The 26,550-nt window shown below is 35.2% G+C and carries 20 protein-coding genes and 2 tRNA genes; 5 read left to right on the forward strand and 17 right to left on the reverse strand.

Annotated features, from left to right (window positions below; genetic code table 11):
* Positions 1-93: 93 nt before the first annotated feature.
* From M2265_RS24875 to M2265_RS24930, 12 genes are all read right to left on the reverse strand, one after another.
* A complete protein-coding gene (locus M2265_RS24875) occupies positions 94-1,203 on the reverse strand; it encodes a hypothetical protein (RefSeq protein ID WP_132773111.1) in 1,110 nt (369 codons plus the stop codon).
* Between the two features lie 171 nt (positions 1,204-1,374).
* Positions 1,375-1,899, reverse strand: a complete 525-nt coding sequence (locus tag M2265_RS24880) for a hypothetical protein (RefSeq protein WP_132773109.1) — start codon at positions 1,897-1,899, stop codon at positions 1,375-1,377.
* A gap of 455 nt (positions 1,900-2,354) precedes the next feature.
* Positions 2,355-2,909: an RNA 2'-phosphotransferase gene (locus tag M2265_RS24885; RefSeq protein ID WP_132773107.1), complete on the reverse strand. Its 555-nt coding sequence runs from the start codon at positions 2,907-2,909 to the stop codon at positions 2,355-2,357.
* Positions 2,910-3,131: 222 nt separating this feature from the next.
* Positions 3,132-3,815, reverse strand: coding sequence for an ankyrin repeat domain-containing protein (locus M2265_RS24890; RefSeq protein ID WP_132773105.1), 684 nt, complete (start codon positions 3,813-3,815; stop codon positions 3,132-3,134).
* Between the two features lie 196 nt (positions 3,816-4,011).
* On the reverse strand, positions 4,012-4,326 hold the full coding sequence (locus M2265_RS24895; RefSeq protein WP_132773103.1) for a hypothetical protein: 315 nt from the start codon (positions 4,324-4,326) through the stop codon (positions 4,012-4,014).
* A 300-nt stretch (positions 4,327-4,626) separates the two neighbouring features.
* On the reverse strand, positions 4,627-5,502 hold the full coding sequence (locus M2265_RS24900) for a hypothetical protein (RefSeq protein WP_132773101.1): 876 nt from the start codon (positions 5,500-5,502) through the stop codon (positions 4,627-4,629).
* Positions 5,503-5,748: 246 nt separating this feature from the next.
* Positions 5,749-6,570, reverse strand: coding sequence for a hypothetical protein (locus tag M2265_RS24905; protein ID WP_132773099.1), 822 nt, complete (start codon positions 6,568-6,570; stop codon positions 5,749-5,751).
* Positions 6,571-6,754: 184 nt separating this feature from the next.
* On the reverse strand, positions 6,755-7,207 hold the full coding sequence (locus tag M2265_RS24910; RefSeq protein ID WP_132773097.1) for an SMI1/KNR4 family protein: 453 nt from the start codon (positions 7,205-7,207) through the stop codon (positions 6,755-6,757).
* Entirely contained in the window at positions 7,197-7,727 is a 531-nt protein-coding gene (locus M2265_RS24915) for a hypothetical protein (protein WP_132773095.1), read from the reverse strand. Before M2265_RS24915 ends, M2265_RS24910 begins: the two co-directional genes overlap by 11 nt.
* A gap of 643 nt (positions 7,728-8,370) precedes the next feature.
* A tRNA-Ser gene (locus tag M2265_RS24920) sits at positions 8,371-8,460 on the reverse strand.
* 484 nt (positions 8,461-8,944) lie between these two features.
* Positions 8,945-9,031, reverse strand: a tRNA-Ser gene (locus M2265_RS24925).
* 132 nt (positions 9,032-9,163) lie between these two features.
* On the reverse strand, positions 9,164-11,278 hold the full coding sequence (locus tag M2265_RS24930) for an HD family phosphohydrolase (protein WP_132773093.1): 2,115 nt from the start codon (positions 11,276-11,278) through the stop codon (positions 9,164-9,166).
* Between the two features lie 170 nt (positions 11,279-11,448).
* On the opposite strand from M2265_RS24930, the gene rpe reads away from it, so the two are divergent.
* The 4 genes from rpe (at position 11,449) to M2265_RS24950 (ending at position 18,625) form a co-directional block, all read left to right on the forward strand.
* Positions 11,449-12,129 (forward strand): ribulose-phosphate 3-epimerase, encoded by a 681-nt coding sequence (gene rpe / locus M2265_RS24935; protein ID WP_132773091.1) that lies wholly within the window; start codon positions 11,449-11,451, stop codon positions 12,127-12,129.
* A gap of 454 nt (positions 12,130-12,583) precedes the next feature.
* Positions 12,584-15,346 (forward strand): bifunctional aconitate hydratase 2/2-methylisocitrate dehydratase, encoded by a 2,763-nt coding sequence (locus M2265_RS24940; protein WP_132773089.1) that lies wholly within the window; start codon positions 12,584-12,586, stop codon positions 15,344-15,346.
* 59 nt (positions 15,347-15,405) lie between these two features.
* Positions 15,406-17,673 (forward strand): aconitate hydratase, encoded by a 2,268-nt coding sequence (locus M2265_RS24945; protein WP_132773087.1) that lies wholly within the window; start codon positions 15,406-15,408, stop codon positions 17,671-17,673.
* 61 nt (positions 17,674-17,734) lie between these two features.
* Positions 17,735-18,625 (forward strand): hypothetical protein, encoded by an 891-nt coding sequence (locus M2265_RS24950; RefSeq protein WP_132773085.1) that lies wholly within the window; start codon positions 17,735-17,737, stop codon positions 18,623-18,625.
* Positions 18,626-18,667: 42 nt separating this feature from the next.
* On the opposite strand, the gene M2265_RS24955 is transcribed toward M2265_RS24950, so the two are convergent.
* Positions 18,668-19,504, reverse strand: a complete 837-nt coding sequence (locus M2265_RS24955; RefSeq protein ID WP_132773083.1) for an MBL fold metallo-hydrolase — start codon at positions 19,502-19,504, stop codon at positions 18,668-18,670.
* A gap of 82 nt (positions 19,505-19,586) precedes the next feature.
* Complete coding sequence (locus tag M2265_RS24960) at positions 19,587-20,729, reverse strand: serine hydrolase domain-containing protein (RefSeq protein ID WP_132773081.1); 1,143 nt, start codon at positions 20,727-20,729, stop codon at positions 19,587-19,589.
* A 328-nt stretch (positions 20,730-21,057) separates the two neighbouring features.
* On the opposite strand from M2265_RS24960, the gene M2265_RS24965 reads away from it, so the two are divergent.
* Positions 21,058-23,586 (forward strand): TonB-dependent receptor, encoded by a 2,529-nt coding sequence (locus M2265_RS24965; protein WP_132773079.1) that lies wholly within the window; start codon positions 21,058-21,060, stop codon positions 23,584-23,586.
* A gap of 82 nt (positions 23,587-23,668) precedes the next feature.
* On the opposite strand, the gene gap is transcribed toward M2265_RS24965, so the two are convergent.
* The 3 genes from gap to M2265_RS24980 form a co-directional block, all read right to left on the reverse strand.
* Positions 23,669-24,667, reverse strand: a complete 999-nt coding sequence (gap, locus tag M2265_RS24970; RefSeq protein WP_021190354.1) for a type I glyceraldehyde-3-phosphate dehydrogenase — start codon at positions 24,665-24,667, stop codon at positions 23,669-23,671.
* A 9-nt stretch (positions 24,668-24,676) separates the two neighbouring features.
* A complete protein-coding gene (locus M2265_RS24975; protein WP_132773077.1) occupies positions 24,677-25,285 on the reverse strand; it encodes a TlpA family protein disulfide reductase in 609 nt (202 codons plus the stop codon).
* Positions 25,286-25,383: 98 nt separating this feature from the next.
* Positions 25,384-26,469 (reverse strand): AI-2E family transporter, encoded by a 1,086-nt coding sequence (locus M2265_RS24980; protein WP_132773075.1) that lies wholly within the window; start codon positions 26,467-26,469, stop codon positions 25,384-25,386.
* Positions 26,470-26,550 lie beyond the last annotated feature (81 nt).

Raw genomic sequence — 26,550 nt, forward strand, 5'->3', positions numbered from 1 at the left:
TTTAAGGGTCTCGTTAGGTCTCTTTAAAGATGAGAAGTATTGAAAAAAAAACGATAGGTGTATAAAAGGCAAATCTTGTTGGTCGATCGTTTTTTATTTTTTTATTTCAACAAAAATAGATTGTGCATATCCGTTTTTTGTACCATCAGTTAGGTTTTTAGAAACCCCGTTTATCCATAATTTCGCCACATCTCTGTCGTTATCATTTTTTTCATATCCTCCGATGTAAATATTATTGTTGTTTACAAAAACTGAATTAGCAACAGCGTGATGTTTTCCATCTGTAATGGATTGTACTTTTCCATTTATCCATAATCTCGCCACTTCAACTCCATTAATATTTTCACTACCAACTATATATGTATTATTGTTCCAAATATATATGGATCTTGCATATGAATCATTTAGGCCATCAGACAAATTTTGAGATTTTCCATTTTTCCATAATTTGGCTATATATTTATCATTTTCTATTTCATATCCCACAACATAAATGGTACCATTTTCAACAAATAACGAGAGCGCATAAGCATCATTTAATCCATTACTAAGATTTTGTGGTTTTCCGTTTTTCCAGATTTTAGCTACGCTATTATTTCTGTAATGTTTACTTTTATTTCCGGTTTGTTCGTGTCCACATATATATTCATCTCCATTATATACAAAAATCGAAGCATCATCTGTTGGGTTTTCTCCATTTGTTATATCAGTATAAACACCATTCTTCCATACTTTAATCATATAATTTTTTGTATTATACTGAGCACCAAGAATATAAATATTGTTCTTATCTATAAACAAAGAACTGGTATGAGCAGCAGTTTTACCGTTTGTTAATTTTTGTATTTTTCCATTTTTCCAAATAGTTGCAACGTGTTCATTATCAAGTATAATTGATCCTACAATATAAACATCATTGTTGTTTACAAATACGGATTTAGCATCTGAATATAGTTCACTGTTTTCTAAGTGAATGTCTTTACCATTTTTCCATAGTTTTGCTACGTGTTTCATGCCTACCTCGTCTGCAATTTCTTCTATTGAAGATTCAAACTTGCTATCATTGTATTCGTACCCTACAACATATATATCAACCTCATTTAAAGTTTTACTTGTATCAGTTGATATTTTGCTTGTTTTACAAGACATTAATAAACTTACAATTGAAATAGTGAATGATAATTTTATAAAAGACGAATTCATTTTACCTTATTTTTAGCTTTTATTATTTTATTTATTGAAATGTCGCCCAATGTCTTACAGCTTGTCGATTGTGGAGAATTGTACGCAATTCCGCTCAAATTATTACTGAAGATTACTAGAATTACTCATGCTGAAATTTAGCAGTTGAGCTCCACTATAGTTAAAGCGATGTTAGCAATTTTTTTTATTTATTTGCTTCTTAACAGTATTATAAATTTCATTTTTGTCTGACTTAGACAAGACATTTAGCGCGGTCAATATTTTTCGTCCTGACCTTGTTTCTATTTCCAAATAGTTTCCTTTCCAGAAATCTTCTACATAATATATATTAGTAATTTTTGAATAATGTAAAAGTGTAAATGGATTTAGGTCAAAAGATAATCTTTCAAGTTTATTGCCTCCTGTAATTTCTTTAAAATATAATCCCTTGTCATCAGTTTTTGCTCTAATGATTTTACTTCTATATTTTATAGTAATATATCCAAAAAAGATGAAGCCAGCTCTGAAAAGCAATAACAATATAGAGACAATAAAATGCATTATACCTCTGAAATCAATAATCATGCTTTGAAAGTTATTCCAAAATGACCTTTTTATATCAAACCCAATAAATGTTGTGGCAATGCCCATAATTATAAAAATTACTCCTATAGTTATGGACCTAAAATTAGATAAATAATAACTTTTCACTTCCATTTATTATCTTTTTCCCTTCTATGGTGTTTTTCTTAAAATTACCTCTAACTCAAAAATTGATGCAATGCATATTTTGTTTTATTAGACTTATTTTAGTTATCAATATACCGTAAATTCATGAAATATCTAAAATCCAACATCAATATAACGACGTTAGTGTATCAAAAGTGTTGATGAAATTTACAACGCTTACAAACCCTAGCTTTATAATTAAAACGAGTAGGAGGACTGTTGTTATTTGCACGGGATTGTTTTTAAGCTGACGCTAAACGTTCCGGTGCTTTACGCAATGGCGGATTTCGGAGCCGAAACTTTCAACTCAAATACAAATTTCTACCAAAGCACAAAACTTGAAGTATGTACATTCCGCTCACTATTGTCATCTGCGATGTAATCATTAAAACAAAAAAAGACAAGATGTGATACCCCATTGCTTGTTACCAACTTTTATTATTTTATTCGTCATTCGACTTTAGATATCTTGCAGGTACATGGTCAGTCAGCCAAACACCATTGGCCGAAATGAAAAACTGAAAATTGTCGGTGTACATTATTTCAGCAAGGACTTTAACTACAACAGGCTTTCCGTGTCTTCGTCCAACCTTAATTGCTGTTTCAATGTCGCTACTCAAATGAACGTGCTGTCTGCTCCGCTTTTCAAGTCCTTTGTCAATTATTGATTGTACTGATTTTTCGCTTGTTCCATGATATAGAATTTCAGGTGGTTTTTGGCTCTCGTAGCCTAATTCAATTTCTATTGAATGTCCTTGACTTGCTCTTATTTTGTCAAGCGTTTCATTAAAAGCAAATCTCTTTTTTGGATTTGTCGCAACAATATAGTTAAGTGTATCTCGGTCGAAACTTATACCATTTTCGTTTGCCTTTTCAATTAATTCTTTAACGTCGGTCCAACCATTTTGGTCAAGTTGAATACCAATTGTTTTAGGTTGGTGTCTTAGTACCAAACTTAAAAACTTGCTTATATGTGTCAGTTGTTTATCGCTTGTCATATTATTTTGTATAGATGAGGAAATACTCTTTCAATTTTATTTCTGTCAGTTAAGTCTATTAGCTCCAAACTGTTCCAATCAATTAACACCAATTTACAACTTTCGCCTGATTCATAAAGTGCATCTGAAAATTTAATGAAATGGTCATTTGTTATTTTGCAGATTCGCGATACGCTTGCGACTAATGGTTCGGCAAGACCCTTGTCATGTGAAGGCATAATTTCATTCGAAAATTTGGTCAATTAAATTTTTGTAACTTTCATAAACCGTATTTCCTCTTTCGCTAACACTTGGTAAATCAAAGTCAGTAATTTTCGTTATCTTGAATAGCTCAAATATCGGATGTAAATCATCTAATGTTTCTTTAACAAGTGGTCTTTTATTGTCAAAATGATAATTTGCAATGCAATTACATATAAATTCGCTAGCACTTATTTGATAATTACTAGTTGAATTAGATGAATGAATGTCAGCACCTTTTTCTATTAGTAATTTCATAATTTCAAATGCCTCTCGATATTTTTTTGTCGGTTCACTTTTAACCGTCCATTGGTCTTTTTTGAATAATCCTAAAAAGCCAGAATTATTTTGAGGACTATATTTAGGAATGTAAATTTCATCTCTTGAATTGGCAATAACTGCTTCAATTGCAAAATGTAAGGCCGGTTTTCTCCAATCTTCATCTTCAATTTCTGTTTCCATAAATTTTACATCAGCTCCACGTTCAATGAGCAGTTTAGCTATGTCAAAGTTTTCAGTTTTAATTGCAGTCTGTAAAGGAATTTCTCCATCATCGCGTTTAGATATTCCTTTTGCAATACAATTTACTAATTCCGGATTTTTGTCGAGAATTTTAGAAATTTCGTTAATTTCTTTTTTCCTTATTGTACTAAATAATTTTTTCATCTTTCAGTCTATGGATTATGCTTGAAAATACTTGCACATAACGTTTCGGGGCTTTGCGATGGTGGGGTAATCGAAGCACAATCTTCAGTTTTATACAAAAGTTGAACCGAAGAACTGCCGTTGAACTCCGCAGTTTCGCCCCAATATTGCAAAACTCTTGTTACCTGCTGTGCTAATTTGCTATCATATTTTCTGTTTATTTGGGACTAGGAAAATAAAAACTAACCAAACTAGTTGTATGACAATCAAAACAAAAGCAACTAATTGAGTTTGAAAAGCGATGTTTTGCAATGTTTTTTTCATTTTTGCGATTTTGGTCTATTTGATTTTTCAGAAGTTCTTTCTCATAATTGTTAATGTCAGTTCTTTCACTTACTTTATGTTTTGCATCCATTACATACCAATCAGTTTTGTTAGATGAGATGTCAACATATTTGACATAATTAATAATTATCCATCCGCAAATTAGAATGGTAATTAAGTATAATGCTATGGCAATTTTTTTCTTCATCTATTTATTGTTCACAATATCTAGCTATGCAACCTTTTGTAAGGTTCTTTACATACAATCTTCGTTCTCCGTAATGATAGGTTATAGTATCAATAATGCCAATTAGTGAATCTTTGTGATGCCAATTTATATAAATGCTATCATTCTTTTTATGCAAATAATCTTTTCTAAAATCCAATACATCAGCGACACTGCAATCATCTCCACACGATTTCCATACCGACTTTTCAAGGTTGTTTTTGTCTTTACTGTTACAAGAATTCAATATTATAGTGCAAGTGAGCACGGTAAATAGTTTTTTCATTTGTTTTTATTTTCTCGTACTTCCGATACGCCAGAATATGGTGGCTCATTATTGATAAGTTTCCCTGCTTTGTCGTAGCTTAAAGTGCGTATTTCTCCGTTGAGCTTTTTTTCTACAGCCTTTTTTTGGAAAACACCATTTTGATAGTATTCTCTTACTTCATTTTTTTCTTCGTCTTGGTAAGAACGTGTATTTAATTTCCCTTTATTGTAATAGTCATTGTATCTGATATTATTTTTGGTGTATTGTTTGTTGTGTAAGTTGCCGTCTTCATTATAGGTTTCATAGATATTTTGTCCTTGTTTCTTTTTTTTATTACCGTTGGGATAGAACTCTGTATAAGTTTCTGTAACCCTGTCTGATATATAAGATAAAGTGCCGTTTTCATAATACTTCTTTGATATTCCTCTGCCATAGTATTTGTTTTTGTCTAAAGACATCCATCCTTCAGATTTAAGCGTTTGCTTTTCGTCGGGATAATATTCCTTGTAGTAGGCTCTTTCATCATCCCTATGTCCTGTCTGGCATAGAAGGCTGTCAATATATATCGTGAATTCTTTTACCATAGAATTCTCAATCTTGTATTGGGTTACTTTCTCTTTCTTATGATTATTTGTAACGAAAACCAATCCGTAAATCAGACCTTTTTTTATGGAAATATCAATCGTTTGCTCCTTATTCTTAAAAGCGTAATTCCCATCATTTAGTAATACTTTTCTATCGTTCCGGCTGTCGGACACTGTTACTTTTTGCATGAACACCTTATCAGTTTCTGTATTCCCAAGATTTACTTTCAATGTGTCTTGCCCCTTTTGTGCAAAAGCAAGAAAGCAGGTGAAAAGTAGTGTTGTGAGCGAGAGTAGTTTTTTCATTTTAGTAATTTTCATTCCTTTGTCTGTCCATTGTTGGCCGTATTTGTTTAGGTTGTGTCAACCTATTTTCATACGGGAGGTTGAGAAGCATTGCAGGTAACGTTGAAGCATTGGCGATGGTGGGGCAATCGAAGCACAAATCTTCAATTTTGCACAAAAGTTCAATTGAAGAACTGAACTTGAATTTAGCAGTTTCGCCCCACTATTGCAAAGAACCCTTGTTGTGCGATTGTGCTTTTTAGTCTATCAAGAATACTCTATTTTTTCCATAGCAGACAGAAAATCCAATCGAAATTTCGTAGCGTCAAAATTTCCTAACTTCTTTTGTTTGTCAACTAAAACTTGTGTTGAATTATATAACAATTCAAATACATAGTCGCAAATTTCTTTATCCGTTGATAATTCTTTCAATCTTTCGTAATCTGGATGAATACTATAATGACCAACATTATATGTAAAGAAGTCCGTGTATGAGGAAGGCTGACTAACTCTTTTCTGATAACGAAATGGATGAGATTTGTAATGTGCTACCAACTCCAAATCTATCCAAAGATATTCCATAATACCTCCATAATCATTATTTAGTTCTTTTTCAAAGTGCTCAAAATATTTGTCAATGGCTTTAGCTACTTTAGTGGTATTTTTATCCATAATATTCGCAAAAAATTCCATTTTCAAACGATGTCCGTTAGGTCTTGAACGACTTTCGGGAAATTCTCTGATAATACCACTTTTAAATGTGCCATATGAATTAAAGAACATCATTTTCGTAAATGATTTATCTATAATGCCAATTTCCTTTTTATGTAGAATTTTTGCGATTTCTGTGACAGCTTCTGATTTAGAAACCAAAGAACTTTTATTTGAAGAAATGCACAAATAGATATCCCCATCATTAAAAGTCTCTTCGATTTTTTGACTTACAAATTCGGATTTAAAATCTTCATTTATACCACTGTAAAACCATTTTACATCTCCTTCGCTTTGGGCTAACTCTCCATTTTCATTTAGCCAATTCGTTAAGTCACATTTACTGTGAAAAAATCTAAATAATTGTTTTGTATCCATTGATTTAAATTTTGGTTGTCTGCGTGTTATCGGTTTAGCATATCGCACAACGGTTTGGGGCTTTGCGTTCGGGCAGGAAATCGAAGCACAAAAGCCGATATTATTACTAAAGTTAAATTGAAAAACTACTATTGAGTTTTGCACTTCAGCCCGCCTGACGGAAACCCTTGTTAGTGGCAGTTTTTTATATGTTATTCAATATTAATTCTTCTAAATTTTCAGCAAGTTTTTCAATTTCGTTATTGTCGTGGTAATATATTTTTACATTTCCATTTGGTGTAATAAATATTGGGTCTCCTGAACCGTCAATAGAAATTACATAGCTTGATTGGATTTCATTACAAACCTGAAATTCTAAATAACTACTTCTAAATGATTTTGTAATTTCAAGAATGGTTTGTTCTGCTTTTTTTGAACCTCTTTTTGTGCAAGGAAGCAAATCAATTCCTACATAAGCATCTCCATAATTTAAAAGTATATATTTATAAGTATTGTCAAACGTTATGTTTAACTCTTTTTCTGTTTGTTGAATATCTTTTTCTTCGTTTCTCTCTTTTAGAAAAATTTTAGTTTCTTCTGATGAAAAATATTTATCTATTGTATTTTTAAACTCACTTGTCATTTGTTTATATTTCAAAAGGATAATTTTCTAATAAATGTTCGTTTATTGATTGAAGTTGTTTTTTAAACTCAATTTTTGTTTGTTTGTCTAGTTTTCCGATTGTATCATAAATTTCATCAAGTTGTTTGTTTAAAAAGGAAAATTGCAACCATTGCTGAAAATTAACACCAAGGTTTATAAAATTTATTGGGCTTAATTCTTCGTGGTTATGGTCGTAAAATAAGACCTTGTTATTCTTGTCAAATAGCCAAAAATCTCCTTGTCCGTTTTGACCGAATAACCAAAAATTTTCTATTTCTGTTGAAGTTATGTTTTCTGTCCAATAGCTTTTGTCTGAAAATTCTTTAGTTATATTATGTGCTTCAACGCTGTTGAATAAAATGCATTCAGATGAAATTTCAATAGTTTTAATTTGAGTTACAATTTCTGAATAGAGCGTGTCAAATATGTAATTGACAGTTTTAGGAAAATTCTGTTTACTAGAATTTTCAACTAAAAGTGTTATTCTTATTTCTTCTATTGGAATGATTTTCATTTTTGCTGGTGCGTTGTTTTAAAATTGCCATTAACTCAAAAATTGACGCAATGCATATTTTGTTTTGTAAAACTTATTTTAGTTATCAATATACTGTAAATTTATGAAATATCTAAAATCCAACATCAATATAGCGACGTTCTTTTGCTTCTTTTCTTTGGTCGCAGATTGGGAAAGAAAAGAAGTCAACCTTAAAGAAATAATGGGATAATGAATATCCCACGAAAATATTGTCGCAATCTGTTTGGTAAAATGCAAGGAGAGGAATTGTGCAGGGATATTTTGACAAAGGGGGTGCACCGATTTGATGCAAAAAGACTGTCCCGACCATCGGGAGGTTCTGTCTTTTTGCCACCATAGTTTTCAGGTCAGGCGACTTTTAGGGGCTGTGCTTGGAAATTATGCAGACTTACGTTTACAAAAGTCCATAAACAACAAAACCCGACTAATAGTCGGGCTTTATTTTGTCTTGGCGGAAGAGGAGGGATTATTTTCATGATCCCAAAAGGGGGGGCTTCAATACAAAACAAAGCCATTCACTCCGTTCATTACTTTTATTGTTTATATACTTTTTTTAAAAACTTACGTTTACAAAAGTCCATAAACAACAAAACCCGACCAATAGTCGGGCTTTGTTTTGTCTTGGCGGAAGAGGAGGGATTCGAACCCTCGGTACCGTTTCCAGTACGACAGTTTAGCAAACTGTTCCTTTCGGCCACTCAGGCACTCTTCCTCGTTTTGACAATGCAAACATAAGGCAATTATTTTATTTTTGCAAAGTCTAGAAACGCCTTTTTTATCCTTTTATTGATTTTTTTTTATGAAAGTCGATAAATAGCAAAAACTGCACTTATCAGCAGGCTTTATTTTGTCTTGATGAAGGGATTATTTACTTCATCATGAATGGAGATCGTTATTCTTATAAAATTTAATGATCCTCTTCGTCCATTATTTTACTGTACATCGAGTTTCTTCAAATCGATTTTTACAAACGTATATAAACAACAAAAGCCGACTATAAGTCGGCTTTTATTTTGTCTTTGCGGAAGGGGAGGGATTATTTTCATGATCCCAAAAAAGGGGGGGCTTCAATACAAAACAAAGCCATTCACTTTGTTCATTACTTTTGTTGTTTATATCCTTTTTGTTAAAACTAACGTTTACAAAAGTCCATAAACAACAAAACCCGACTATTGTCGGGCTTTGTTTTGTCTTTGCGGAAGGGGAGGGATTCGAACCCTCGGTACCGTTTCCAGTACGACAGTTTAGCAAACTGTTCCTTTCGGCCACTCAGGCACCCTTCCTCGTTTTGACATTGCAAACATAAGGCAATTATTCTATTCTGCAAAGTCAATTTTATAAAAAAAATACAAAAAATATGTAAGGTTGTAGTAAGCGATTGTATGTCAATTTATTGCTTACAGAATAATTTTCACTTATTTTTTCTTGCTGAGATCGTAATCGACCCGAACATGGTAAATGCTCTTCAACATTGCCTTGAAAATGGTTGCAGATTCTGTGATTTCCTTTAATGTAATATTACTATTTGCAAATTGATTCAGCTTCAGCTTATGCTCAATAATTTTATCGACAAGCGTATTAATAGAATCTTCCGTATGTTCTTTAAGAGCTCTAGATGCTGCTTCTACAGAATCTGCCATCATTAGTACAGCTGTTTCTTTCGAATAGGGAATAGGCCCAGGATATTGGTACAAAGATTCATCAACTAGTTTGTCGGGATTATTCTTTATAAATAAATTATAGAAGTAATCGACTTTTGTCGTACCGTGATGCGTTTTGATGAAATCGATTATAACATCTGGAAGCTGATTTCTTTTTGCAATCTCAACGCCCTTTATAACGTGTGAAATAATAATTTGTGCACTCTGTTCAGGTGATAATTCATCGTGCGGATTCTTTTCTGTTTTTTGATTTTCAATAAAGAACTGCGGGTTTGTCATTTTACCAATATCGTGGTAAAGTGCACCTGCCCGTACTAAGAGAGGATTGCCGCCAATTCGGTAGATAGCCGCTTCAGCTAAATTGGCTACTTGTAAGGAGTGCTGGAAAGTACCAGGGGCTTTAAATGAAAGTTCACGCAGAAGCTTTGAATTACTGTTGGTCAATTCCATTAATGTCAGATCAGATACGATTCCAAATAGTTTTTCAAATGCGTATACTAATGGGTACGCCATTAATGTGATCATGACACTAACCACAAAAGGGATGACGTCCATGACGTTAATGGTACTTAAGGATCCGTTACGTGTGAGTAAAAGTCCAAAATAAGCAATCAAGTAAGTCGCGAGTATAATGGCTGACGAGATGAAGAATTGTTCTCTCTTTACTAATGTTTTGATACTGTAAATCGCCACGATTCCAGCCATGAATTGCAGAAATACAAATTCATATGAGTTCGGAACAAATAACGCTGCCAGTAGGACCATGAGTAGGTGAATATTCAAAGCTACCCGGGAATCAAATAAGATGCGGATAATGATCGGAACTGAACAGAATGGAATGTAGTATAAATTAGGAATTTTAATCTTAATGGCCCATGACAAGACGGCGAGCATGCCGATGATCACAATCATAATGATTGATAGCAGGCGATTGTTGTAATAGATGTCTTTTCTGAAAAGATATAGAAATACCATAAGAATACATAAAGCAAGAGAGATAATCAAAAATTGCCCCAGTGTAACGTAAATCTGATTGCCAGAGATTTTTCCTTCGTCCTCATAAATCTTGCGTAATGATTCTAGTTTCTGATAGGTTTCATTACTGATAATTTTATCCTTTTCAGCAATTAATTCTCCCTTTTGTACAACTCCTCGGGTAGAGGAGATATTTGCTAAAGCATTTTGTTCCAGTCGCTCTGTCTGTTGATCATTGTAAACATAATTTAGGGTAATATAGTTTTTTAATGTCTCTAAGAGCCATTTCTTGTACACGATCTTTGACGAATTGCTTAAGACTGAATTGGCGTATTCATAAGAAGATTCGATTGTATAACAATCTGCCGTATTTTTTTGAGTGGCGACTTTATCTTGTATCAAGGTAAAATTATATTGCTTTGCAGCAGGACTCTTGTCGTCATTTCGGTTTTGAAAACGATTATTTAAAGACAGGATGCCTCGGTCGTAGAGATGCGTTAATATGGCATTTCCGACGGCACGGTAATCCTGTATTTTTTGAGGAGTAGTGTCTAATTTATTGGTTTGCCATTTTTCAGCTAGATCAGTTTCAAATTGATCGATCTGTTCCCTACTGATGGTCGAATTAACGTCATAGATAGGTTGAATGGTTTTAAGAATGTTTTTCTTGTCTTCATTTAGTTCCTCCTGTGTTTTGAGTATCGCAAAATTATAGGGAGAAATTAAGTTTTCGTGATCCCAGACTTTTCCTTTCTGAAATTCATAGCGAAAGCGAGCCTGCTTTGGAAGGAAGATACAAATAAGAATGATGGTTGCCAATATTAAGCTTATCTTACGAATAAGGTTAAGATTAGTGTCGGACTCACGATTATATTTAATTTTTAATCTACTCACGCGGTTGAATTGTAGTTGGATAATAAAAAATTACTCAAACAAATGTACTTAAAAATGCGCTATTATAAAGCTCATTGTCATTACGAGGTCAGGTTATGTTTAATTTTTTTGATTTAAATTCGGGCTATCCGCAAGACTTAATTATCTTTGCAAAAACAAATCAAAGACTCATGTCAAGTAAAAAGCATCTTATTGCACCTTCAGTTTTGGCAGCGGATTTCGCTAAATTGTACGATGATATTATAATGGTAAACAATAGTGAAGCCGATTGGTTTCATATTGATATTATGGATGGCGTGTTTGTGCCAAATATTTCTTTTGGTTTTCCAGTAATGCAGGCAATCGCTAAACATGCTACAAAACCTTTAGATGTACATTTAATGATTGTAGATCCTGATCGTTATTTACAGTTATGTAAAGATTCTGGAGCTGCTGTTATTACCGTGCATTATGAGGCTTGTACACATTTACATCGTACGTTAGCAGCGATTAAGGAATTAGGTTGTAAAGCTGGGGTCGCTTTGAATCCGCATACACCAGTTTCTTTATTGGAAGATGTGATTGCAGATTTAGATTTAGTGTGTTTAATGTCTGTAAATCCAGGTTTTGGCGGGCAGAAATTTATTCAAAACACCTACAGTAAAGTAAAACAATTGCGCGCTATGGCAGCAGGTGTGAATGATGGATTATTGATTGAAATCGATGGAGGTGTCGGAGTAGGTAATGCAGGCGCACTTTTACAAGCTGGCACAGATGTGTTGGTAGCGGGAAGTTCTGTGTTTGCAGCGGCAAATCCAACACAGTCGATCGCTGATTTGAAAGCTGTTGATATTCAATTGAAAAATATTTAGTTAAACTAATATATTGGCTATAAAGGGAGATCGGATATGATTTCCCTTTTTTTGTGGGTTATTTCCACATTATATTTAATCTTAGCGTCAAAATTTACTAATTTCTTACCCTAAATATTTTAAATTTAAATAGTCAAGTGTCTGTATTTTAGCATGTTGTTTCGATATTTTATTTTGAAATAAATGTTGTTTAGAATATTTCCAAATTAAAGCAATAAGTCTTATTGGTACGTATTAACCGTTGATTTTTAGTATTTTTGTAGTACGAGATGAGATGTTTTTTTAAATGAAAACAGATCGTCAAAATGAAAGAATTGTAGAGTTAAATTTAAGCACCGGCTTGCAGTGCATTACTGATGTTTTTTTAGCTTAATTATTAAACGTGTGGTAGTATCAGGAGATAATATTTGATATTTCTTGTATTGCCTTTAAACATATAAAAGATTTATATACTATGAGTATTTACAACGATTACGTACAAGAGGTTGTAGAACGAAAAGGTGAAGGTTTAAATCCTAAACCAATTGACGGAGCAGAATTACTAAGTGAAGTTATTGCTCAAATTAAAGATTTGAATAACGAAAATAGAGTCGAGTCTCTGAAGTTATTTATTTACAACACTTTATCTGGTACGACTAGTGCGGCTGGTGTAAAAGCAAAGTTCTTAAAAGAAATTATTCTTGGTCAAGAGACTGTTGCAGAAATTACACCTACTTACGCATTTGAGTTGTTATCTCATATGAAAGGCGGTCCTTCTATTGAAGTACTTCTGGATTTGGCGTTAGGTAATTATGCAGCTATTGCTAAGCAAGCTGCTGAAGTTCTTAAAACACAGGTTTTCCTTTATGATGCCGATACAGAGCGTCTAAGAGAAGCATTTAACAGCGGTAATGCAATTGCGAAAGAGATTCTTGAAAGCTATGCCCAAGCTGAATTTTTCACGAAACTTCCAGAGTTACCAGAAGAAATAAAAGTTGTAACTTATATTGCAGGTGAAGGTGATATCTCTACGGATTTACTGTCTCCAGGTAACCAGGCGCACTCGCGTTCTGATCGTGAGCTACATGGAAAATGTATGATCACTCCAGAAGCGCAGCAAGAAATCAAAGCTTTACAGGTACAATATCCAGACGCAAGCGTTATGCTGATTGCTGAAAAAGGTACAATGGGAGTGGGATCTTCAAGGATGTCAGGTGTAAACAATGTGGCGTTATGGACAGGTAAACAAGCAAGTCCTTATATCCCATTTGTAAATATTGCTCCAATTGTTGGTGGTACGAATGGTATTTCTCCAATCTTTCTGACAACGGTAGATGTTACCGGTGGTATTGGAATTGATCTTCAGAACTGGAAGAAAAAAGTAGACGAAAATGGTCAAGTTGTCCGTAATGAAAATAATGAACCTGTTTTAGAAGAAGTTTATTCTGTTGCTACAGGAACAGTTCTTACAATCAACACGAAGACTGAAAAATTATATAATGGAGATCAGGAATTGATCGACATCTCTAAAGCGCTTACTCCTCAAAAAAGAGAGTTTATAAGAGCAGGTGGCTCATATGCAATTGTATTTGGTAAAAAGATCCAAACGTTTGCATCTGGAGTTTTAGGGATTTCAATTCCGACTGTTTTTGCTCCTGCAAAAGAAATTTCTATTGAAAATCAGGGCTTAACGGCTGTTGAAAAAATCTTCAATAAAAATGCTGTTGGTTCAACTCCAGGAAAAGTGTTACATGCTGGTTCTGATGTTCGTGTTAAAGTGAATATCGTAGGATCTCAAGATACAACAGGTTTAATGACCGCTCAAGAGTTAGAGGCAATGGCTGCTAAAGTTATTTCTCCTACAGTTGACGGTGCGTATCAATCAGGATGTCACACAGCATCTGTATGGGATAAGAAAGCGCAAGCTAACATTCCTAAGTTGATGAAGTTTATGAACGACTTCGGATTAATCACTGCACGTGATCCTAAAGGAGAATACCATGCCATGACTGACGTTATTCACAAGGTATTAAACGATATTACGATTGATGAGTGGGCGATTATTATTGGTGGCGATTCTCATACACGTATGTCTAAAGGTGTTGCTTTTGGAGCTGACTCTGGAACTGTTGCCTTAGCATTAGCTACGGGTGAGGCGTCTATGCCGATTCCAGAATCCGTTAAAGTAACTTTCAAAGGCAGTATGAAACAGCACATGGATTTCCGTGATGTGGTTCATGCGACACAATCTCAAATGTTACAGCAATTTGGTGGAGAGAATGTGTTCCAAGGTAGAATTATCGAGGTACATATCGGTACACTTCTTGCCGATCAGGCCTTTACTTTTACAGACTGGACTGCAGAGATGAAAGCAAAAGCTTCGATCTGTATCTCCCAAGATGAAACGTTAATTCAGTCTTTAGAAATCGCTAAGAGCCGTATCCAGATCATGATCAATAAGGGTATGGAGAATAAAAATCAAGTATTACAGGGATTGATCGATAAAGCTAATAAACGTATCGAGGAAATTAGAACAGGTGAAAAACCAGCTTTATCTCCAGATGCAAATGCTAAATATTATGCTGAAGTCGTGATCGATCTTGATATTATTGATGAGCCGATGATTGCCGATCCTGATGTTAACAATGTTGACGTTTCAAAACGTTATACGCATGACGCAATTAGAGAACTTTCTTATTACGGCGGTGACAAAAAAGTAGACTTAGGTTTCGTAGGTTCTTGTATGGTACATAAAGACGATTTAAAAATCGTTTCTCAAATGCTTAAGAATGTGGAGAAACAACTTGGTGTTGTTAAATTTAATGCACCTTTAGTTGTCGCTGCGCCTACTTACAACATCATTGATGAATTGAAAGCAGAAGGAGATTGGGAATACTTACAGAAATATTCGGGTTTTGAATTCAGTGATGCTTTGCCAAAAAGTACTGCACGTACAGAGTACGAAAATATCATGTATTTAGAGCGTCCAGGTTGTAACCTTTGTATGGGTAACCAAGAAAAGGCGGCAAAAGGTGATACGGTAATGGCTACTTCAACCCGTCTTTTCCAAGGTCGTGTTGTTGAAGATAGAGACGGTAAAAAAGGAGAATCTTTATTAGCATCTACTCCAGTGGTTGTGCTTTCTGCTATCTTAGGTAGAATTCCAAACGTTGAAGAGTACAAAGCTGCTGTCGAAGGTATCAACTTAACTAAGTTTGCGCCTATCTCGACAAAGTAGAAAAAACTAATATTGAAGTTTTGGTAATTAACTAAATTAATATCATAAATTAGAAATATATGGCTTTTGATATAGAAATGATTAAAAAGGTCTATAGCCGTTATGAGGAGCGTGTAAACGCTGCTCGTAATCTGGTTAATAAACCTTTAACCCTATCTGAGAAAATTTTATATACTCACTTATGGGATGGTAATGCAACTGAAACATACGATAGAGGTGTATCTTATGTAGACTTCGCTCCAGACCGTGTAGCGATGCAAGATGCGACTGCACAAATGGCTTTATTGCAATTTATGCAAGCAGGTCGTCCTCAAGCGGCTGTTCCTTCGACTGTGCACTGTGATCACTTGATTCAGGCAAAAGAAGGAGCTCAAGTGGATTTACAAAGAGCAAATACAGAATCAAAAGAGGTTTTTAATTTCTTGGGTTCTGTTGCAAATAAGTATGGTATCGGATTCTGGAAGCCTGGAGCAGGTATTATTCACCAAGTTGTCTTGGAGAACTATGCTTTCCCTGGTGGTATGATGATCGGTACAGATTCACATACTGTTAATGCTGGTGGTTTGGGTATGTTGGCTATCGGTGTCGGTGGTGCTGATGCATGCGACGTGATGGCTGGTTTACCTTGGGAACTGAAATTCCCGAAATTGATCGGTGTTAAATTAACAGGTAAGCTAAGCGGATGGACGTCTCCTAAAGATGTTATCTTGAAGGTTGCAGGTATCTTAACCGTTAAAGGCGGTACTGGTGCTGTTGTTGAATACTTCGGTGAAGGGGCTCAATCTATGTCTTGTACGGGTAAAGGTACCATCTGTAACATGGGGGCTGAAATTGGTGCTACGACATCTACTTTCGGTTATGATGAGTCAATGGAACGTTATTTACGTGCAACTGACCGTGCGGATGTTGCGGATGCGGCAAATGCTGTTAAAGAACATTTAACTGCAGACCCTGAGGTTTACGCAAATCCTGAGCTATATTTTGATCAAGTTATTGAAATTAATTTATCTGAATTAGAACCTTCTTTAAACGGTCCTTTTACACCAGATTTATATACTCCAGTTTCACGCATGCGTGAAGAAGCGGCTAAAAATGGCTGGCCTACAACAGTAGAATGGGGATTGATCGGTTCATGTACAAACTCTTCTTACGAGGATTTGTCACGTGCTGCTTCTATCGCTAAACAAGCGGTTGATAAAGGTTTAGTAACGAAGGCTGAATTTGGTATCAATCCGGGTTCTGAGCAAGTTCGTTATACTGCTGCTCGTGATGGTTTATTGAAAACTTTCGAAGATCTGAATGCGACGATCTTTACAAATGCTTGTGGTCCATGTATTGGTATGTGGGACCGTGTTGGTGCTGAAAAACAAGAGAAAAATACGATTGTTCACTCGTTCAACCGTAACTTTGCTAAACGTGCCGATGGTAACCCAAATACATTTGCTTTTGTAGCTTCACCGGAAATCGTTGCTGCAATTGCCATTTCGGGTGATTTAGGTTTCAATCCATTGACAGACACCTTGACAAATGCTAAGGGTGAGCAGGTTAAATTAGACCCGCCTACAGGTGATGAATTACCTTCAAAAGGTTTTGCTGTAGAGGATGCAGGTTATCAAGCTCCTGCGGCGGATGGTTCATCGGTTAAGATTGATGTGGATCCAAATTCTGATCGTCTGCAATTATTAGAGCCTTTTGCGGCTTGGGAAGGTACAGACTTGAAAGGTTTGAAATTATTGATCAAAGCTAAAGGTAAATGTACAACTGACCATATTTCTATGGCTGGTCCTTGGTTGAAATACAGAGGTCACTTGGATAACATCTCGAACAATATGTTGATTGGTGCTGTTAATTACTTTAATGAGAAAACAGATTCCGTTAAAAATCAATTGACAGGTGAGTACGGACCAGTTCCTGCAACGCAACGTGTTTATAAGGCTGCCGGTATCGGATCTATCGTTGTTGGTGATGAAAACTATGGTGAAGGTTCTTCACGTGAGCATGCTGCCATGGAGCCTCGTCATTTAGGTGTTCGTGCAGTGTTGGTTAAATCTTTTGCTCGTATCCACGAGACAAACTTGAAAAAACAAGGTATGTTAGGTTTAACTTTTGCTAATAAAGAAGATTACGATAAAATCCAAGAAGACGATACAATCGACATCTTAGGATTGACAACATTTACTCCAGGGCAACCGCTAACGTTAGTACTTCACCATGCAGATGGAACGGAAGATCAGATCTTAGCTAACCATACTTACAACGCTCAACAAATTGAGTGGTTTAAAGAAGGTGGTGCTTTGAACATTATACGTAAAAACCAAGCAAAATAATTTTATTTGCTTATCAACGCACAACCCGGTACTTTTGTGCCGGGTTTTTTTTGACAACAATATGAATAAATTTTTATTAGCCTTAAGTGCGCTAACTTTATCTGCTTCTTCTTTATTTGCGCAAGATAATAGTAATGAATCTCCTGCAAAACCAATTGCTAAGAGTATTTTCAATCCGAAATATTCCCGTACAGAAAGTAATAAGGGAAAATTTTATTTTCACTGGGGTTATAATTTTTCATCTTATGGTAAGAGTGATATCCGTTTTAAAGGAACTGGATATGATTTTACATTAATGGATGTAAAAGCGGCAGATAGACCGACTAAACTGTCTATGACCTATATTAACCCGGCAACGATCTCGATTCCGCAGTTTAATTTCCACTTCGGTTATTTTATAAAAGATAATTATTCGATTTCGCTAGGTTGGGATCACATGAAATATGTTGTTGATATTCCGCAGACGGTAAGAATTAAAGGACATATTAGTCCTGAGATCTCTGAACCAGGTATCCCAACATATGGCATGGCTGGAACCTATAATGGAGAACAGGTTACTTTGGTTGATTCGGTATTGCAATTTGAGCATACCGATGGTTATAATTTTGCCTCTGTCGCTTTAGAAAGACATGATGATATCTGGGTTTCCAGAACCGGAAAGTCTTACTTGTCGATGGAAACAGGTGCCGAAGTAGGTTTATTGGTTCCTAGAACTGATGTTCGTCTGTTTGGAGTTGGAGAGAATAACTATTGGAACATTGCCGGCTACGGTGCTGCTGCAAAAGTAGGTTTGCAGTATCATTTTTTTAGAGGATTATATCTTCAAACGAGTTTTAAAACAGGTTGGACAGACCTGAATAATATTCGTACAACGGGTAGAAATAATATAGATAAAGCAAGTCAATCCATATGGTTTTTCGAGAACTATTGGGTCCTTGGATTTAAATTCTAATAAAGTAAAAATGGGATGATCTAAAAATCATCCCATTTTTGTTTAAATATCAGAAAGTTGAAAACTGTCTTTGAGCCGTATTCCTTTTTCTGTATGTTGTAAGGTACAGCAAGCATTCACGGCGTCATGCTCTAAGAAAAGTATATATTCTTGATCGACAATCTCTTCCCAATAATTTTTCCTTTCTTCCATGGTTGTCAATGGTCTTACATCGTAACCCATCACATACGGAAGGGGTATATGTCCCACAGAAGGAAGTAAATCTGCCATATAAAGAATTGTTTTGTCTTTATATTTGATCTGGGGCAACATCATTGACTCTGTATGTCCATGGGCATATCTGATTTGGATATCTGGTCCAAACGGATTTTTTTCTTTTTCGACAAACTTGAGTTGTCCGCTTTCTTGTATCGGTTTTATATTTTCCTCTAAAAAAGAAGCTTTTTCTCTTGGATTTGGATTTGTGGCCCAGTTCCAATGTTCGGCATTACTCCAGTAATTCGCCTTTGTAAAAGAAGGCCTCAGTTTTTCACCTTCGCGGACTATAGCACCCCCACAGTGGTCAAAATGCAAGTGTGTTAAAATAACATCGGTGATGTCTTCTCTATTAAATCCATATTTTGCTAAAGACTTGTCAATGGAGTTGTCTCCGTGTATATAATAATGCCCAAAAAATTTCTCAGACTGTTTGTCTCCGAGTCCAGTATCGATAAGAATTAATTTTGCGCCATCTTCTATAAGTAATAGGCGATTGGTCCAGGTGCACATATTATTTGCATCGGCAGGATTTGTTTTGTGCCATATGGATTTTGGAACCACACCGAACATGGCACCTCCATCTAATTTGAAGTTCTGCGTTTCAATTGTATAAAGTTGCATGATATTCTCTTTTTACTATTTACACGAATATACTAGTTTTGTTTTGGAAAAAATAAACCTTAATAATATGATAATATAGTGGTTATTGCTGTATCATTTCTTTATAAATGAGCTGTATGCAATCTTTTAATAATGGGTTAAAGTCTACGTTTTCAGGTGTACGGCAACCATTTGTTATCACAACAATTCCGAATTTTTCTTTAGGATCGAAAAACATAGCACTGTAGAGACCATATGCGGAGCCTGTATGTCCAATTAAAACTTTATTAGGGATCAATGTGTTGATGGATCTTAAAGCTAGCCCATATCCTTCTTCAGCAGTAATGGGCGTCTGCATAATTTTAGAATTCCGTTTCTTAATGATCTGTTTTCCATTTAATCCTGTACCATAGTTCATATGCATCCCCATGTATTTAGCGAGATCGACTGCTGAGATCTTCATCCCGCCCGTAGGTGAGAAAATAGGAGTGGAATGCCCTAGTGTATAATTTTTTATTTCCAGCGATCTTGGATTATAAGCGCTGGGCTGTGGAAAAAACTCATGCTTAGCAGAATCGTATTCATATAAGGTTACAAATTTGTTTTGATCTAGAGAGTCCACGCAATATCCTGCATATAACTGCAGCGGATCTAAAATATGTTCTTTAATATATTGGTCAAAACGTTGTCCTGAAAGGCGCTCAATCACAGCGCCAACCATATTAAAGTTGAGGTTGCAATAATCGTAGGTCGTGCCAGGTTCGTTTGGGCTGTAAGAAGAGGCATATTGATCTGACTTTGATGGATTGATGACATCAAGATCAAAATATCCATTTTTATCATTAATACTGGAAGTATGGGAGAGAACCATTCTGAGTGTAATCTTCTTATTCGGAAACTTTGGATTTTGAACTTTAAAACCTATTAGATCACCAAAGTCATCATCGAGATGACATTTCTTTTGCTCTATTAACTGCATAATAGCTGTTGCTGAAAAGGACTTTGATATAGAGGCAATTCTGAATAGGTCATCCTGATCCAAAGGTTGTGCTTGTTCTCTGTTTTTCAAACCGTAAGATTTATTGAAAAACAACTCGTTATTTTTAATAACAGCTACCGACAGTCCAATAGCTTCATATTGAGCCATGATATCAGTAATTTTTTTGTCTAAACTGTTCGTTTGTGCCCACGTTATTGGACTTATCAGAAACAAATAAATTAAAAGAAGAGGAACGTACTTTTTCATGATTTAAGGATTAGTATCGGAAAGGTATAAATAATTAATAAGGATCATGATATTGTCTTGCATTTTTATGCAATTTTTATGCTGATTCATTCGGTTTTCAAAGATTTGGGATCATAAATGGGAATCGATATCATTGAAGCCGATTTTAGTAGCAGTAGCTATAAAATATAATTTAAATTACTTTTTTATGCAGTTTAAAATACTGTTTTTTAGCTTGTTATGACTATTTATAAATCAACTCCTTTTATTTAAAATAAATCTAAATAGAATCAAAAAAAGATTGTAAGTTTGCATCCAAAATAAAATTAATCTAATTATTCATATACATATGAAAAAGTCATTTCTCGGCTTAGTTTTAAGCTTAGGATTAGTTGGAGGGGTACAACTTGAGGGGGTTGCACAACATCATGGAATTCATGGGAAACTAAAAAGCAAATCCGGTGCTCCAATCGAAGCAGCTACAGTTACAGTTAAAGAATTGGGGACTTCTACTGCAACAGATCGCAATGGATCGTTTTCATTTTCAACTTTACCAGATGGAACTTATACCATAATTGTTAAAAGTTTAGGTAATGTTATAGACGAAGAGAAGATAAAAGTAGTGAACGGTTCTTCTCAGCCTATTAATTTGGTTGGAGAAAGCCGTGATTCGAAATTGGATGTGGTAGATGTCCGAGGATATAACTCGCATAATAATCAGACTGTCAATGTTGGAAAAGCTGGAATTATAGATAAAGACTTACCGCAAAGCGTTCAGATCATTAATGAGCAGGTGATCCGGGATCAACAGGTTAATCGATTGAGTGATGCCTTGAAAAATGCCAATGGTATTGCTATGGGCGCAAATAGAGGTGGTGTAAATGAAAATTTTTATGCACGTGGATACAGCCTTGGTGCGAATAATATTTTCAAAAATGGTGCACGTACCAATAACGGTGGATCTATTGAAGCGAGTACATTAGAGTCGGTAGAAATATTGAAAGGTAGTGCCGCATTATTATATGGTGGTGTAACTGGGGGTGCTGTCGTTAATTTAGTAACTAAGAAACCTAAATTTGAATATGGAGGTGAAGCTTCATTCCGTGTGGGAAGTTATGATTTTTACAAACCAACGGTTGATGTGTACGGGCCTATTTCAGATAAGGTAGCTTTCCGTGTAATCAGTACTTATGAAAAATCTGGAAGTTTTAGAGATCATGTCGACTCAAAAAGATTGTATGTCAATCCTTCTATTTTATATAAGATCAATGACCGTACGGATATCAACTTTATGTTTGATTACCTAAAAAGCGATTACACACCAGATTTTGGTATTGGATCGGTAGACGGTAAATTGAATCAGGATGTTGGTCGTAATACTTTTATGAATACCTTGTGGGCATATAATAAAACCAATACCACAAATGGGCAGATCAACTTAAATCATCAGTTTAATGATAACTGGAAGTTGAATGCAATTGCGAGTTATCAAAGTTATGGACGTGATTACTACGGATCGGATAGGGTTCAAGCAAATGCACAAGGTATCGCGCCACGTAATTTGACGCGTTCAAAATCGGATGAACTTACTTTCAATCAGCAGTTGAATTTAACCGGAACTGTTAAAACAGGTGCTATCAAGCATAAGATCTTAATCGGAGCTGATGCTGATCAGTCTAATACAAAAGCATATGCATACTTTATAGACGGTATTAATTATTATGATAAGCAAGGGGCATTAAAAGTCAATGTTTATGATTCTATTTATGTCTTTAATCCGAGTGAAACGGCGGCTCATTTACCTTCTGGCAAAGGTTTGCGCACAGATATGCCTGGTGCAGAGTATTTGACCAGAACAACGACTAATATTTATCGTTATGGTGTATTTTTTCAAGATTTAATTGAAGTTTCGGAAAAATTCAAAGTATTAGCGGGCTTACGTTATACTTACCAAAGAACACCATATGCAGATAAATACACCTATGCAACTGGTGAAACAGAGGAAGTAAAGAACCTAGATGCAAACAAAAATGAACTGGGTGCTAAAGTTGATCAGGCATGGTCGCCAAAATTTGGTTTGATTTATCAACCGATTAAGAGCTCTAGTGTTTATGTAACTTATGCGAATAACTTCACATCAAACGCAGGTTATGATGTTGATTATAAGCCAATGGGGCCTTCAACGATTGATCAGTACGAAGCAGGTGTTAAAAATGATTTCTTTAATGGTCGTTTAACCCTGAATGCATCGGTTTACAGAATCAATAACAATCGCTTTGCTCAGCAATTATTGGTGAAACCTGATGGCACTGATAATGGTGATACAAACATGAAAGAGTTTTCTGGAAAAACATCTTCAGATGGTGTTGAAGTAGATGTAACTGGTTCTATCTTACCAGGACTAGATATCTTGGCCGGATACTCGTACAACTACATGCGCTATACGGAGACAAGTCCGATCACAAAGATCACGACTGTTGTCAACGGTAGTTCTAAAGTTACGGAGGTTTCTGGTAATGAGGAAGATGTGCGTCTGGTGGGAACAACAGCACATACAGCCAATGGAACTATTTTCTATACTTTGCAAAATGGTGGTGCTAAAGGTCTGAAATTTGGGGTTTCTGCATTTTACACTGGAAGAAGAAATGCCGGTTGGAATAACACAAAAATCAATGTGAGAGATGGTGTTGACCGTTTAATTACTGTTAGCCCATTCACAACAGTAGATATTTCTGCTGGTTATACATATAAAAAATGGAGCATTTTAGCTAAAATGTCTAATGTTAATAATGCTTTCAATTATTATATCCATGAAAACTACAGTGTGAATCCAATTCCTCCAAGAAGTTTCATGGCAACATTGACGTATAAATTTTAAAATGTTTAGTTTGCTTATAGTTTATGTTAAAAGGGCCTCCATGGAGGCCCTTTTTATCTTGAATAGCATGTGATTTCGTCTTTTATAGCTTACTGATTTTATCAAGAAGATCAACAAGTCGATTTGAGTATCCAAACTCATTATCATACCAGCCCACAACTTTTACCAGACCTCCTACAATTGAGGTAAGTTCTGAATCAAAGACACAAGAATATGGATTGTTGATGATGTCAACAGATACAATTGGATCTTCTGTATAGTAAAGTACATTTTTCAATTCACCTTCTGCCGCTTCTTTAAATTTTGCATTGATCTCTGCTACTGTTGGTTGATGTGTCAATGTACAGGTAAAATCTGTTAACGAACCGTTTAAAACAGGGACACGGATACCAGCACCACCTAGTTTACCCTCTAAATGAGTGAAAACATTGGTAATTGCCTTAGCAGCACCAGTTGTAGTTGGAATAATGGAAGATGACGCAGCACGTGCGCGGCGAAGATCACGGTGTGGAGCATCATGCAGATTCTGATCACCTGTCATGGAATGTACCGTCGTGATATAGCCGTCTTTGATTCCCCAGTTTTCATCTAAAATTTTGACCAAAGGGGCAACATTATTCGTTGTACAAGAAGCATTGGAAAGAATAGGGACATTTAAGTCAAAATCCTTGTCGTTGATGCCCAATACGATTGTTGGTATATCTTTATCTGAAGAGGGGGCAGAAATGATTACTTTTTTTGCTCCCGCTATCAAATGTAAATTTGCTTTCTCTTTACTGGTAAAATGACCCGTTGACTCGACAACGACATCAATGTCAAGCGTATTCCAGGGCAGATTTTCGGGATTCTTTTCATTCGTGACTAAAATACGCTTGTTATTGATGATGAGATGATTGTCATCAAAGTCAACCGTTCCAGAAAATGGACCGTGCACAGAGTCATACTTGAATAGATGTGCTAATGTCTTTGTATCAGTTAGATCATTGATCGCAATGACTTCTAGATGTTCAGCATCCCTAATGAAAATATTGCGCAGTGTATTACGGCCAATACGTCCAAACCCATTGATTGCAATATGCATAACTGATTTTTATTTATGAAATTCAGCTATAGCTTCATTTATATTTTTATCACCTTCCCATTGTGCTTTTAATTGACCGTCGGCGCCGTAAACATAATTTGCAGGGAATTGCTCAGGAACATGTATTTTTTGAATAAACTCTTGGCCTTTGTCGACTAAAACTTCAACATTCTCCATTTTTGATAATTTTGGAGCGAAGTTGTCAAAGAAGCCTAATATTAAAGCAGGATCATTCATTGAAACATAGTAGATGTTAACATCTTTCAAGCGCTCTCTGTTTTTTTCTAAAGCAGTTGCTTCTTGTTGACAGTGGCTACATCCTGGATCGAATAGGATAAAAACTGTGTTTTTATCTTTGGAAACATCTGATTTTGAAACTTTAATACCCGATCTTAATTGGTAAAAAGTGAAGTCAGGAAGTGTTTTTGCAGCTTCTTTTTGCATAGCTGCAGGAGCTTCCGTATGTGCACTATGATCATGCCCACTATGGTCGTGACCATCATGCTCATCATGTTCTTCTGTTTTTGCCGCTTCTTGCGTTTTAGTATTTGAATTGCAAGAGAATAACAGGGACGCTGTGACAACTCCTGTTATGCCTAATATTAATTTTTTATTCATGGTAATGGGTATCAATTATCTATCAAAACTATAAAAAATATTGAATTTAAACCTTAAAAAAGCTGATTAATGACACTGTACTGTATAATCATACGATGTTAAGTAATGATATTATTATCATTGTCATAATTTGTGAAGGAGGTTGATTCTATGATTTCAGGTTTTCCCTTTCCATATTCATTGTTGTATACTTTTAATAATACACGAACTGATGAGATGATCAATGGTCCAAAAATAAGCCCCAGCATACCAAAAAGATTTAACCCCAGTAATACGCCAAATACCGTAATCAGTGGCGGTACATCGCCAAGTTTACGCAATATCGTAAAACGAAGTACATTGTCAATTCCACCAATTAATATAAATCCATATAAAGCCAGACCAATGGCATTTCCTGTAGAGCCAATAGCTAACAGATAAATTGCGGTAGGTACGTAAACAGTCATCGTGCCCAAGACCGGTATAATCGTGGAAACGGCCGTTATTATTCCCAGTAGAATAGGGCTGTCAACTCCAAAAATCCAATAGCCAATACCGGCAACAACGCCCTGACATATGCCAAGAATTGGAATACCGATAGCATTTGAACGTACCATCATGCTTATTTCGTTCCAGAGTTCCTTTTTACTTTGTTGCGAAAAAGGAATAGCATGCTGAATCGTAGATTCCATCTCTTTGCTATAATATTGCATAAAATAAAGTACAAATAAAGCGACGATGATATTGACGACAGTTTCCGCAACAGAATTTAAAACATTGGGTATGTATTTTGCTAATTTTTGAAGAGAATTAAGAATTGCGGCATCGGATAAATCTATGTTTTTTAATACAGGCTTATTGTGCATATAGTCTTTTACAGAATCAAATTTAGACAATAGGTCTTTTTGATTAACAATAAGCTGTTCTAACTGGGGAATTAGGTAGTTAATCAATCCCCATAATGGAAACACAATAAAGATCACAGAAAGACTGATCAGGAATATACTTGAAATAGATTTACCCCACTTTTTCTTTTCAGTGAGGGTATGGTAAATATTTCTAAATAATATATAAAGTGTTATTGCTCCTAAAAAGCCCGGTAGATAGTATGATAAATTTGTAAATATTAATATACAGATCAAAAGTATGATCGTAATCAACATGATTTGGTTAATGGAGTTATTGTTTATTTGTTTGTACTTCATGGCTGGATCCTCAGAATAAATAAATACTAAGCATTTTTTAGCTAAACTAAGATAAATTTGTTTTATTTAATTGTATCATAA

Origin of the sequence: Sphingobacterium kitahiroshimense (assembly GCF_025961315.1) — a bacterium.
GTDB lineage: Bacteria > Bacteroidota > Bacteroidia > Sphingobacteriales > Sphingobacteriaceae > Sphingobacterium > Sphingobacterium anhuiense.